This window comes from Helicobacter sp. 16-1353, assembly GCF_003288815.1.
GTDB lineage: Bacteria > Campylobacterota > Campylobacteria > Campylobacterales > Helicobacteraceae > NHYM01.
This window is the reverse complement of sequence record NZ_NHYM01000002.1, coordinates 56,084-69,107: the sequence shown is the minus strand read 5'-3', so window position 1 is coordinate 69,107 and position 13,024 is coordinate 56,084. Positions and strand designations below refer to the sequence as shown.

Sequence of the window (13,024 nt, the reverse complement as noted above, 5' to 3'; positions counted from 1 at the left end):
GTTTTATGCAAAAAGAACCAATGACTGAATATGGCTATAAAAAGCTATGTGAGGAATTAAAAAATCTAAAAGAAGTCGAGCGTCCGCATATCGTTAAGGAAATTGATATTGCTCGCTCTCACGGCGATTTAAAAGAAAATGCGGAATATCACGCAGCAAGAGAAAAGCAATCTTTTATAGAATCTAGAATAGCAGAATTAAGCTCTATCTTAGCAAATATACAAATAATCAATCCAGCGACTTATGCCCATAATAGCGTTAGTTTTGGTAGCACGATTAGCCTATTAAATCTTGAGAATGACATTAAGGTGAAATATACTATTGTCGGCTCTTATGAAAGTAATCCTGAGAGAGGATATATCTCATTTCATTCCCCAATTGCAAAATCCATCATAGGTAAGAAAATAGGGGACGAAGTCTCTATAAAGCTACCAAAAGGTGAGAGTGAATTTGAGATTTTAGATATAAGTTATGAGGAGATTGTATTTTGATTAATCTTAAGATTAAAAAGTTAAATAATGATGCTATTTTACCAAAATATCAAAGTAGCGGAGCTAGTGGATTTGACTTGCATAGTGTGGAGGATTTGGATATTTTGCCTAGTGAATTTATAGCGGTTAAAACAGGATTATCATTTGAGATTCCATCTGGATATGAGATTCAAGTGCGACCAAGAAGTGGTTTGGCTTTTAAAAATGGAATTAGTGTTTTAAATACGCCCGGCACGATTGATAGCGATTACAGAGGCGAAGTGATGGTAATATTATTTAATTTTTCAAAAAATATATTTAATATCAAAAAAGGTGATAGAATTGCCCAAGCTATTCTCTCACAAGTTTTTCAAGCAAATTTAATCTTAAGCGATAGTTTAGATACTACAGAGCGTGGAAATAGCGGTTTTGGTAGCACAGGAATCTAAAAAGCGTTAGGGATTAATTTAAAATCTTAAGGTGATATTAATTAGAATGTCAAACTATAGAATCTAAAACAAGGATTAAATATTGAGTATCAAAAATAACTTAAATTATATTAAAAATGAATTTAGTAATGATGAAAAGATATTAGAAAGTGCTTTTAAGCTAGAAATCTTATATAAGCGATATAAACACATAATTTGGGGACTTGGAATCCTAATCTTATTTGGGATTTGTGCTTATGGAATCCACTCATATTATAATGAATATAATGCCAAAAAATATAGCAATGTTTATAGTTCTTTGCTTGAGAATCCAAATGATACTGCTCTAAAAGAACAGCTTCAAAAAGGCAATCCAACTTTATATAGTATGTTTATTTTACAACAAGCACTAAAAAATGGAAATCTAAGCGAACTAGAATCATTAAGTAAAGATAAAAATAGCTTAATATCTTCAATTGCACTTTATCATTTGGGTAGTTTCGATAGAAATATATCGCAATTGGAGCAAGTCGATAAATATGCTCTTGGGGATTTATCGAAATTACAACAAGCTTATGAACTTATCGATGAAAATAAGATTAGTGAAGCACAAATTATACTTGATAAGATTCCACAAGATTCGCAGTTAAATGAGCTAAAACAGCTTTTAAAGCATTATATGATTACAAAAAGATAATATTATGAATAGAATCTTTACATTTAGCATTTTTATATTTATTATCTTTGTAGGTTGTAGTGAAAAGAAGTATTTTACGCCAGATAAAAATAGTATCTTAGGAGAGATAAAAGTTGATGGTAAATTAGATTCCGATATTTATCAATCAAATAAAAATGGTGCAGTATTGAAAAATGGCACACTTATCACAAAAGATGGAATCTATCAAATAAAACTCAAAGATAATTTTTCTTTTTTAAATACTAGTGGTGATTTATTGCTTGTGGCAAATTATGATGATAATACACTTTTTATTTTAAATAAAGATGGTAAGGAATTAAAATCTTTTCCATTTGATTATATGCCTATTTCTGCGTCCTTAAGAGATAATATCCTAGCTGTTGTTTTAGCTGATAATACTTCTATTATTTGGGATATTAATGTAAATGAATTGCTATTTTCACACAAAAGTCCCGCTTCATATGCGATAAATTCCAAAGCTGCTTCGCCCTTATTTTTAGATACTACGATTATATTTCCAACTTTTGATGGTAAGATTATTTTAGTTAGTTTGGATAATTTTAAGATTATTAGAACTATTGCTTTAGGGAGTGGAATCTTTTTTAATAATGTGATTTATTTGGCATTAGAGGGTGAGAATCTCATTGTTGCTACAAATAATAAATTAATGACTCTAATATCAGGCGAAGATTTTTCTTATGATGTAAATATTAGTGATGTTTTATATACAAATAATAAAATCTATGTATTAAGTCTTGAGGGTGAAGTAATAGAGCTTGATTTGCTTTTAAACGAGCTTAATAAAAAGAAATTTCCATTTGCGACGCTTAATTCAATCATAGTAAAAGATAATATCTACACACTAGAATCCCAAGGATATATGATTAAAATTGATAAGAATAACTTTATAGATTCTATTTATAAAATAGATATTGATGAATATAAAGATAGTTTTTATACAGATGATGTAATCTATTATGATAATAAAATTATTAGATTCCCGAAGTGAAAAATGCTTTTATGTGATATAGGAAATAGTTATTTTCATTTTTTTTACAAAGGTAGAATCTGGCGTGAAGAATCTAATGGCTTGACTAAGAAAAATAAAGATTTTACTATATATTATATAAGCGTAAATGCTAGAAACGAAAAAAAATTATTAGAATCACATAGCAATTGTTTGAATATTGAAAAGTTTGTTAAACTTGATACGATTTATCAAGGTTTGGGAATCGATAGAAAAGTTGCTTGTTTATCCATAAGAAATGGCGTGATAGTTGATTCTGGGAGTGCAATTACAATAGATATTATGCAAGAGGGAATCCATCTCGGTGGTTACATACTGCCCGGAATCGAGAGTTATAGAAGATTATTTGCTAATATCGAAACGCTTAAAATGGAATTTAATCTTGATGTATCATTAAACTCATTACCACAAAATACAAAAGATGCCGTGAGTTATGGTTGTTTAAAGAGTATAATTCTAACAATACAAGATGTTTCGAAAGATAATTATATTTATTTTACTGGCGGAGATGGAAAATTTTTGTCGAGATTCTTTCATAATTCTATTTATGATAATACGCTTATTTTTAAAGGTATGACAAAAATAGTTAATGAAAATCATATTTTAAAGGTTAGATAAATGATTACAGTAGCCCTACCAAAAGGTAGAATTGCCGATGAAGTTTTAGGTCTTTTTACAAATATTTTTGGTAGCGATTTTGCATTTGTCAATAGACAATTAATCCTACAAAAAGATAATTTTAGATTCCTACTTGTTAGAAATCAAGATGTTCCTATTTATGTCGCTTATCAAGCGGCTGATTTAGGTGTAGTGGGACTTGATGTTTTAGAAGAAACTAAGATTGATATTGTAAGATTATTGGATTTAAAAATAGGAAAATGCAAAGTAGTGCTTGGCTCAAAAGTAGATGAGACATTAGATTATAATAAGCCACAGATAAAAATAGCAACAAAAATGCCAAATATCACTAGAGACTTTTTTTCAAAAAGAGCCGTAGCTACCGATATTATCAAGCTTTATGGCTCGATTGAGTTAGCTCCACTAGTTAATCTAGCCGATGCGATTGTAGATATTGTTGAAACAGGAAATACTATGAAAGAAAATAATCTAAAAATTGATGAGATTATCTTGGAATCTAGCGCATATCTAATCGCCAATAATAATAGCTTCTATGCTAAAAAAGTCGATATTTTAAATCTCTATAATAAAATAGAACATCTAGTAAAAGAAAAATAAATGAAGATTTTGCTTTGCTTTTGTTTGATTATATGCCATTTATTTGGTGCTTGGGTTATGTTTAGCGATGGAGAAGATACATATATTTATAATAATACAAATGGTGATATTTATATAAGATATAGAAAAAATGGAAAAAATTATGAGGATGTATTTGTTAAAATGCCCTCAGGCGTGATACCAAAAAATCTTGATTCAAATATCAATAAAAAAGAATTTAATGGCTATAATTATGAGAATAATTCTAATCCATCGAACGATGACTTGCTTAATAAATTGCAAGATATACAAAATAGCACTTTGAATAAAGTGTTAGAATAGAGAGGGGAAATTATGATTTCTTTAGACAAGCAAAATGTCAAAGAAATTGATTTTTTTGATTATTTATTTGATAGACAGGCATTATTGCACTATTTGAATAACACTTCTAAAGATATAGAGATAATCGCATTATTATTTGAGTTAGAAGATTTAGATAGGTGGTTTTCTATTTATGCTCCAAATATAGCTTGTAAGACAGGAGAGGAAATACTCGCTGTTATAAATGGCATACTTCCGCCAAATGCAAGGTTTTTTCAAATATCAAGAGATACATATTCTATTATGTTTGAAGATATTAAGATAGATAAAGTTATTGAGTTTGCACATATTTTACGAACATTCATCGTTGAGCGAAAATTTTATAATAATTTAAGTGGATTTGATATAACGCCTTGCATAGGGATAACGAAAGGAAATGTTGATTTTGTCATTCCAAAAGCCTTTAGTGCTTTAAAATACGCAAAAAAGTTTTTATCAAAGGTTTATTTTTTAGATATTGATGATAAGACATTCGAACAACAGCAAAAAGAAGAGATTAGACTAAATATTTTAGTTAAAAATGCCATTTATGATGGACGAATAGTGCCTTTTTATCAACCAATCTATAATAATAAATTAAATAAAATCACAAAATATGAATGTTTATCAAGGCTAATTGATGATGATAAGGTTTTATATCCATATGATTTTTTTAATATAGCAAGACAAATGGGCTTTATGCGTAGCATTACTTATTCTGTGATAAATAATAGTTTTAAGGTTTTTAAAAATAATGATTATGAGTTTTCTATCAATATCACCGAAGAAGATATTCGTGATACGCAAATGATAGATTATTTAAGTAATCGTTGTATGAAGTATAGTATTAATCCCTCTAGGATTATCATTGAGCTTTTAGAGGATATTGAGTTTGGTGATGATGATTTAGTTGTAAATAATATTTTGATATTAAAAAATATGGGATTTAAGATTGCTATTGATGATTTTGGCTATGCTAATTCCAATTTTGGGCGATTAATTAAAATGCAAATTGATTATATCAAGATTGATGGACGATTTGTAAAAAATATAGATACAGACCCAATAAGTTATAAAATCGTTAAATCAATAGCAACTCTAGCAAAAACTATTGATGTTAAATGTATCGCAGAATTTGTCCATTCGAAATCTATACAAAAGTTAGTAAGAAAGCTTGGAATAGAGTATTCGCAAGGATACCACATAGGACAGGCTTCATCTAATTTGCTCAATAAGGTATGATATTGAAATTTATAGTTAAGAAGCAATATTTTTATATATATCTTGCGATTGTAGTATTATTTACTGCATTCTACATTACTTTATTTGCAATAAATAGAATGCAATTACTAAATAAAACCTTAGGCAATGAGCGTGAAAAAATTGTAAATGAGATTAAAATTGTAGAAAGTCTGGCTTATTCTTCAAATATCTATCAATTACGATATTTTGTAAATTGTGTTACATTGATAGAATATCTTTATAATAAAAATACAAAAGATGTAGAATCCATATTGGCTAAAAATACAATCTATGATTTTATTGCTATAACTGATTTAGATGGTAATTATAAATTTAAAAGCAAAGATGATTTTAAATTTCAATTTAATGTAAAAGAAGTTTTTGATAAAGATGCCATTTCAACTATTATAGCTTTCGATAGGGAAACTGAGACTACCTACAAGGTTTTTACTTATGCTATTAAGAAAAATAATAAAATAGATTCCTATATCGTAGCTTATTTAAGTGTTGATTTTTTATCTAATTTTAATAATATTTATTTAGTTTCAAAAGATGGATATTTGCTAAATAAAGCCTATATAAATGATATTGATATGAATTATAAGAATCTGTCATTTTTATATCCAGATGAATGGGATATGATAGTCAAAGATTTAGATGGTCAATTTGTAAGTCATAATGGCATTTTTACATTCTCACATTTGAAACGAATACATAATATTGGAGATATAAAAGTAAAGCAGAATCCATATTATATTATTTCTATTATCTCGATTAATCCAAATGACAGCCCGTATTTTATAAATAGTATTTCATCTTTTTTCAAATACATAAATTTTAAGATTAATATTACATATTGGATTATTGGCTATATATGGATTTTCGGCACATCTATTATTTTATTAGTGGTGATTATAAATATAATCAAAAATAGCAAGATTGAAAGTCTTGATGGTATGACAGATGCATTTAATAGACGAAGTGGATATGCGAAATTAACCAAACTTATAAGCGAATTTTCTGAAACAGGCATAAAACATTATATTAATAATATTAAAAGATTTATATATTTTAGAAAGCCTATTAATTCGATACATTTTTGTATGGTTGATATAGATGGATTAAAGCAAGTAAATGATACTTTAGGACATAAATATGGTGATGAACTTATAGTTAATACCATTGATTGCATTAAGAAAGATTTACATAGAAGCGAGATTCTCATTAGAATGGGTGGAGATGAGTTTCTCATTGTATTTTTAAATAGAGATTTTAATGATATTGATAAATATTGGAAAGATGTATTACAACGATTTAATGATAAAAACAATAGTGGTAATTTTAAATATATCATTAAAGCAAGTCATGGTGTAACAGAATATAAAATTGGTATGGATATTGAGAGTTGCATTATCCAAGCTGATGAGCTTATGTATAAGGAAAAAAGACGACATAAGGTGAATTTATTTTTTGATTGATTTTATAAAGAGTATTTTATGGAAGTTTATGGCAGATTCTGGGTCAAAAAAGACAATAAAAATTATCTTGGTATAGGTAGAGTAGAGCTTTTAAGAGGTATTATCAAAACAGGCTCTATCTCAAGCTCTGCAAAAACTATGCGAATGAGCTATAAAGCCGCTTGGGATAACATCGATGCTATAAATAATCTCTCCGCTACCCCGCTTGTTACAAGTGCCACAGGAGGGAAAGGCGGAGGTGGCACGAAAGTAACTCCCGCTGGATTAGAGGCAATCGAAGCCTTTAGAGAGCTAGAAAATGCCAAAGAGGCATTTTGTGCCTACCTTAGCGACATAGAAAGTCTAGAGGAGCTAAAAAATAAATCGCTTGAAATCCAAAAGTTATTGAAAAAATAGGGGATTCTCCAAACGGCTTTTTAATTGCATAAAAGCAGAATCTATATATTGCAAAATGTGAGAATTTAGGCGAATACTTGGAATTTTTAGAGACTCTTACGAGATTTTAATTTATTAAAATTGCTAATTTTCAATAAACTTAGATTCCGCACAAAGCACCAAATAAAAGCGGTGAGTGGATTGGACTTATAAAAGGCGAAGCCTTAAAATAATTCGTAATTTTTTTAAATTGCCACATTTTGCGAATTTTAAAAATGTAAGATTAAAAAAACAACTTATAAAGGCATAGAATCTAAAGAATCTAAGTGATTTTTAGATTCTGTAAGCCCCACTTTGGGCTAGATTCTTAAAGATTTAAAGATTAGATTTTGAATGCGTCATATAAACTTACTTTAGATTCCTATCATCACTTTTGCCGTATTTCTTAATTAGTATTTTTTTAAATCTCATAATGCTCTCCAAGTCGTCTAATTCTTGCTTTTCGTCTTACGATTTTTTGGGAGATTGCTCGTCGTCCATAAATGCCTCATACAGCAATATCCCCACATGTCTCAAATATCATTTTCTCCCTTTAATTTATGTTTTTTAAATACGGAGATTCTTTAATGTGGAATCTTTGGGCTTTGAATTTTGCAAATCACAAGAATCCATAAGAATCTTGGAATCTCCGTGCAATATTTTCTAATCTTAGATGCCAAAGAATCTAAGATTAGAATCTTTAACCTTTTTTCTTTGTTGCTTCAAAAATTCTTGCAATATTAATATTTGCCACACTTTTTACTATGTCATCATAAAAACCACTCTTTCGATGTCCTTTGGAACATACTTTGCTATTTGGTCTCATTTTAAATTTTAGAATCCTTATTCTGCCCTAGCTTAGAATGTTCTTAAAAATGATAAATTTTCAATATTTTTAGTGTTTATGATGGATTTAAAAGATTGTATTAAAAATTAAAAGAATGGAATCTGTGGAATCTAAAGCTGGAATCTGTGGAAATTTAAGCGGAATCTAAAGCAGCAGAATCCGGATTTTAGATTCCAGATTCCGCCTTTGAATAAAACTAAAAATGCAAACTTACATTTTCTCTATCATCACATCGGCGAATTGAGAGCATTTCACCTCAGTCGCTCCGTCCATAAGCCTTGCAAAGTCATAAGTTACTTTCTTAGATTCAATCGCCTTTTTCATCGCACTTACGATTAAATCCGCGGCTTCACTCCAGCCCATATGGCGAAGCATCATTTCCGCACTTAAAATCAAGCTTCCCGGATTGACCTTATCCTGTCCTGCGTATTTTGGAGCCGTGCCGTGTGTGGCTTCAAACATACCGATTGTATCATTCAAGTTCGCCCCCGGAGCAATACCAATGCCACCAACCATCGCAGCCAACGCATCGCTAATATAATCGCCATTTAGATTCATCGTAGCAATCACATCGTATTCCGCCGGACGAAGCAGAATCTGCTGTAAGAACGCATCGGCAATGCTATCTTTTATGATGATTTCTTTGCCAGATTTTGGATTTTTCATTCTGCACCACGGACCGCCGTCGATTTCACTCGCACCAAACTCCTCTTTTGCCACCTCATACGCCCAGTTTCTAAACGCGCCCTCAGTATATTTCATAATATTTCCCTTATGCACGATAGTAACCGAATCTTTATCATTATCAATTGCGTATTCTAGGGCTTTTTTCATCAATCTTTTTGTGCCGTCCTTGCTAATTGGCTTTATGCCAATTCCGCTAGATTCTGGGAATCTAATCTTTGTAACGCCCAAATCTTTCTGCAAGAAATCAATGATTTTTTTATTTTCCGCTGTGCCTTGAGCGAACTCGATTCCAGCGTAAATATCCTCGCTATTTTCCCTATAAATCACCATATCGACTTTGCCCGGCTCTTTTACTGGGCTAGGACTACCATACCAGCGAACTGGTCGTAAGCACACATATAAATCTAGCATTTGTCGTAACGCCACATTCAACGAGCGGAATCCCTCTCCAACAGGCGTTGTAAGTGGTCCTTTGATAGAAACTTTAAAATACTTTATCGCTTCTAGCGTATCTGGTAAAAGCCACTGCTCCATTGGGTTTAGAGCGGATTCATTTTTAAATTTATTAAAGCATTTTTCCCCAGTATAGACCTCATACCAAGAGATTTTTTTCGCCCCATTATATGCCTTTTTTACCGCCGCATCGACTACTTTTATCATGGCAGGTGTTATATCCACGCCAATCCCATCGCCCTCGATGTAGGGGATAACTGGGTTATTTGGAACTTTTAAGATTCCATTTTCTACGCTGATAGCCTCGCCCTCGCTTGGTAGTGGCAAATATTTTGGATTATATCCTTGAAATTTACTCATATGATTTTCCTTTAAAATGAAGTTGAAATTATAGTTTGCACTAATTTGCATTAATTCTTAATGAAAATCACGCATTATTTGCAAAATCGCAATCGGCAATTATAGATTTATGTAACATTGTGTAGTAGAATTTTTGCAAAATTTGCATTTTTGCTTAAAAGTTTTGTTATTATGATTTTCACGCATATTTTAAGATTCTTGTATTTTTTTACGCCTATGTTTTTAGAGCGTGGGCGTTAGATTCTTATGCTAAAATAAATATTTAAAGGAGAAAAAATGGGGAAAAATACCGTTACACTTACTAATAACAGCACAAATGAATCGTTTGAATTTGACTTGATTGAATGCACTAGGGGACCAAAGGCAATCGACTTTGGCAAACTTTTTGAAAAAACTGGAATCTTTTCCTACGACCCCGGCTACGCTTCTACGGCTGGTTGTAAATCCACTATAAGCTATATTGATGGGAAAAATGGCGTGTTGCTTTATCGTGGGATTCCAATCCAAGATTTGGTTGCGAAATATAAATTTACTGATATTTGTTCGCTTCTAATATCAGGTGAATTGCCAAAAGATTCCACGGAATCTGCGGAGATAGACTTGGAGCTACGACATTTGTCATTCTTGCACGAGGGGCTTATAAATATCTTTAAAGCATTCCCAGACGGAGCCCACCCAATGGCGAATCTATCCTCTGCTGTTGGGGCTTTATCGACATTCTATAAAGATTATATGGAAATAGACAATGATGATGAATATCAAATGATGGCAAAGCGAATGATAGCTAAGATTCCCACACTCGTGGCGTTTTCCTATCGTAATTCTATCGGCTATCCAAATGTTTATCCGGATATTTCTCGCTCGTATGTGGAAAACTTCCTATTTATGCTTAGGGCGTTCCCAGATGGCAAGTTAAAGCGGACTTTACAGGGCGAAGTGGAGATTGATAAGCTAGAAGTTGAGGCGTTGGATAAGATTTTCACACTTCACGCAGACCACGGGCAAAATGCCTCTACTACGACTGTCCGCAATGTCGCTTCAACTGGAGTTCACCCATATGCGGCAATTAGTGCTGGGATTAACGCACTTTGGGGACCATCGCACGGTGGGGCAAATGAAAAGGTTTTGGCACAATTAGCCGAGATTGATGATGCGAAAAATGTGGATAAATTCATCGCAAGAGTGAAAGATAAAAATGACCCATTTAGATTAATGGGATTTGGACATAGAGTGTATAAAAATTACGACCCACGGGCAAAAGTGCTAAAAGGGCTAAAAGATGATTTAGCCAAAAAGGGCATTAAGATGAATAATAAATTTAGCGATATTGCTGAGAAAATCGAGGAAGTTGCACTGAAAGATGAGTATTTTATCGAGCGCAATCTCTATCCAAATGTGGATTTCTACTCTGGCATTATTTTAACGGCGTTGAAGATTCCAGTGAGCTTGTTTACGCCAATTTTTGTTATCGGGCGAATGCCGGGCTGGTGTGCGCAGGTGATAGAGCATATCAAGTCGGGTGCTAGAATTACACGACCGAGGCAGGTTTACGAGGGGAAATAAGCTCCGGTTTTATTGTGGGCTTGTTGGGGCTTGTCCTTCCGGATAATAAATTGCGGAGTGGGGGATTCTTAAGCACAAGATAGACCGCTAGTCTTATCTTGTGCTTAAGAATCCCCCACAACCACGATTTCTCACACAAAAACCCTTCGCCTTTTGGATTCTTTGGATTCTTGGGAATCTTGTAAATCTTTAGATTCTAGATTCTTAGGATTCTTTAGATTCTGCGGAATCTTGCATTTTTAAATCAAACTTCATCAAAACTTATTCTTAGATTCTTTTTAATATTCTTTACATTTGCGATTTTAAGGCTATTTTGGTAATATCACTTTTTAAAAATACGAAAAATTGCTAAATTAAAAGGAAATATATGAATACTTGGTCTCCCACAAGCTGGAGAAATTTTAAGATAAAGCAGCAACCTATATATAAAGATAGGAAATTATTAGAAAATGTGGAAAAAGAGCTAAGCGGATTCCCGCCACTTGTGTTTGCCGGGGAAGCTAGGAACTTAAAAAAGCGACTAGGCGAAGTGGTCGAGGGAAAGGCATTTCTTTTGCACGGGGGCGATTGTGCGGAATCTTTTAGCCAATTTAGTGCGGTAAATATTAGAGATATGTTTAAGGTCATTATGCAAATGAGCGTGATTTTGACCTTTGCAGCGGGATTTCCGGTCGTTAAAGTTGGCAGACTTGCCGGGCAGTTCGCAAAGCCTCGCTCAAGCGACACGGAGACAATCGATGGGGTAGAGTATCTAAGCTATCGAGGCGATATGATAAATGGAATGGAAGCAGATTCCGCTCTAAGGGAGGCAAATCCAAAGCGAATGCTAAAGGCGTATAATCAATCCGCCGCGACGCTTAATCTCTTACGAGCCTTTGCGCAAGGTGGTTTTGCGGATTTGAATGAAGTCCATAAGTGGAATCTAGAATTTGTGAAAAATAACTCTTTCGGGCAGAAATACGAGGAATTAGCCGAGCGAATTACTGAGGCACTCGCATTTATCGAGGCTTGTGGAATCCACGCAGAAAACACCCAGCAACTAAAAGAAACAGAGTTTTACACCTCGCACGAGGCTTTATTGCTAAATTATGAGGAGCAATTATGCCGTGAGGACAGCTTGAGCGGGACATATTACGACTGCTCGGCACATATGCTTTGGATTGGTGAGCGAACAAGGGGGCTTGATGAGGCACATATCGAGTTTTTGCGTGGCGTGGATAATCCGCTTGGTGTGAAGATTGGACCAAATGCCACGAAAGATGAGATTATGGGAATCTGCGACTTATTGAACCCAAAGAATGAAGCTGGTAGGCTAAATCTAATCGTTCGCATGGGTGCTGGTGTGATAGAGGAGAAATTGCCGAATATTTTGAAGGCGGTGTTGCCTGAGGGGCGTAAGATTCTATGGAGTATCGACCCAATGCACGGCAATACAATCAAGGCAAATAGCGGTTATAAAACTCGTGCATTTAATAAAATATTAGATGAAGTTAAGAGCTTTTTTGAGATTCACAAAGCAGAAAATAGCTATGCTGGGGGCGTTCACCTTGAGATGACAGGGCAGAATGTAACAGAATGTATCGGCGGCTCACAAGAAATCACGGAATCTAGCCTAGGGAATAACTATAATACGCAATGCGACCCTAGACTAAATGCCTTGCAAGCGATAGAATTGGCATTTTTAATAGCGGATATTTTAAAAAAGCGAAAAAATAATTAATATTATGGTGATATGTTATTTAAAAAATATAGTATATTTTGGGTGTTGCAATAAAATTAAAAG

General features: G+C 32.9%; 14 protein-coding genes. 12 read left to right on the top strand and 2 right to left on the bottom strand.

The genetic code is table 11. The features are described from left to right. Positions 1-5 precede the first annotated feature (5 nt). The 10 genes from greA (at position 6) to CCY99_RS01600 (ending at position 7,313) form a co-directional block, all read left to right on the top strand. On the top strand, positions 6-491 hold the full coding sequence (gene greA, locus CCY99_RS01645) for a transcription elongation factor GreA (protein ID WP_112059669.1): 486 nt from the start codon (positions 6-8) through the stop codon (positions 489-491). Then, positions 488-919: a dUTP diphosphatase gene (gene dut, locus CCY99_RS01640; RefSeq protein ID WP_220092223.1), complete on the top strand. Its 432-nt coding sequence runs from the start codon at positions 488-490 to the stop codon at positions 917-919. The genes greA and dut overlap by 4 nt, the downstream gene beginning before the upstream one ends. 82 nt (positions 920-1,001) lie before the next feature. Beyond that, positions 1,002-1,595 (top strand): hypothetical protein, encoded by a 594-nt coding sequence (locus tag CCY99_RS01635; RefSeq protein WP_112059668.1) that lies wholly within the window; start codon positions 1,002-1,004, stop codon positions 1,593-1,595. A 4-nt stretch (positions 1,596-1,599) separates the two neighbouring features. Beyond that, positions 1,600-2,604, top strand: coding sequence for a plasminogen-binding protein (locus CCY99_RS01630; RefSeq protein ID WP_112059667.1), 1,005 nt, complete (start codon positions 1,600-1,602; stop codon positions 2,602-2,604). 3 nt (positions 2,605-2,607) lie between these two features. Then, positions 2,608-3,240, top strand: a complete 633-nt coding sequence (locus tag CCY99_RS01625; protein ID WP_112059666.1) for a type III pantothenate kinase — start codon at positions 2,608-2,610, stop codon at positions 3,238-3,240. Beyond that, complete coding sequence (gene hisG / locus CCY99_RS01620) at positions 3,241-3,858, top strand: ATP phosphoribosyltransferase (RefSeq protein WP_112059665.1); 618 nt, start codon at positions 3,241-3,243, stop codon at positions 3,856-3,858. Continuing rightward, positions 3,859-4,179 carry a hypothetical protein gene (locus CCY99_RS01615; RefSeq protein WP_112059664.1) on the top strand — a complete coding sequence of 107 codons (321 nt, stop codon included), beginning with the start codon at positions 3,859-3,861 and terminating at the stop codon, positions 4,177-4,179. It begins immediately after the preceding gene. A 12-nt stretch (positions 4,180-4,191) separates the two neighbouring features. Beyond that, positions 4,192-5,439, top strand: coding sequence for an EAL domain-containing protein (locus tag CCY99_RS01610; protein ID WP_112059663.1), 1,248 nt, complete (start codon positions 4,192-4,194; stop codon positions 5,437-5,439). A 2-nt stretch (positions 5,440-5,441) separates the two neighbouring features. Further along, positions 5,442-6,917 carry a GGDEF domain-containing protein gene (locus CCY99_RS01605; protein WP_181646795.1) on the top strand — a complete coding sequence of 492 codons (1,476 nt, stop codon included), beginning with the start codon at positions 5,442-5,444 and terminating at the stop codon, positions 6,915-6,917. Between the two features lie 18 nt (positions 6,918-6,935). After that, the gene (locus CCY99_RS01600; protein ID WP_112059661.1) at positions 6,936-7,313 is read left to right on the top strand and encodes a LysR family transcriptional regulator; all 378 of its coding nucleotides are present in this window, start codon (positions 6,936-6,938) and stop codon (positions 7,311-7,313) included. A 718-nt stretch (positions 7,314-8,031) separates the two neighbouring features. Here the strand turns inward: CCY99_RS01600 and CCY99_RS09795 are convergent. Together CCY99_RS09795 and icd are read right to left on the bottom strand one after the other, a co-directional pair. After that, positions 8,032-8,157, bottom strand: coding sequence for a hypothetical protein (locus CCY99_RS09795; RefSeq protein ID WP_258442988.1), 126 nt, complete (start codon positions 8,155-8,157; stop codon positions 8,032-8,034). Between the two features lie 231 nt (positions 8,158-8,388). Then, positions 8,389-9,678: an NADP-dependent isocitrate dehydrogenase gene (gene icd, locus CCY99_RS01595; RefSeq protein ID WP_112059660.1), complete on the bottom strand. Its 1,290-nt coding sequence runs from the start codon at positions 9,676-9,678 to the stop codon at positions 8,389-8,391. A gap of 276 nt (positions 9,679-9,954) precedes the next feature. Between icd and CCY99_RS01590 the strand changes: the two genes are divergently transcribed. Both CCY99_RS01590 and CCY99_RS01585 read left to right on the top strand, forming a co-directional pair. Further along, complete coding sequence (locus CCY99_RS01590; protein ID WP_112059659.1) at positions 9,955-11,241, top strand: citrate synthase; 1,287 nt, start codon at positions 9,955-9,957, stop codon at positions 11,239-11,241. Positions 11,242-11,608: 367 nt separating this feature from the next. Next, positions 11,609-12,961: a 3-deoxy-7-phosphoheptulonate synthase class II gene (locus CCY99_RS01585; RefSeq protein ID WP_112059658.1), complete on the top strand. Its 1,353-nt coding sequence runs from the start codon at positions 11,609-11,611 to the stop codon at positions 12,959-12,961. Positions 12,962-13,024 lie beyond the last annotated feature (63 nt).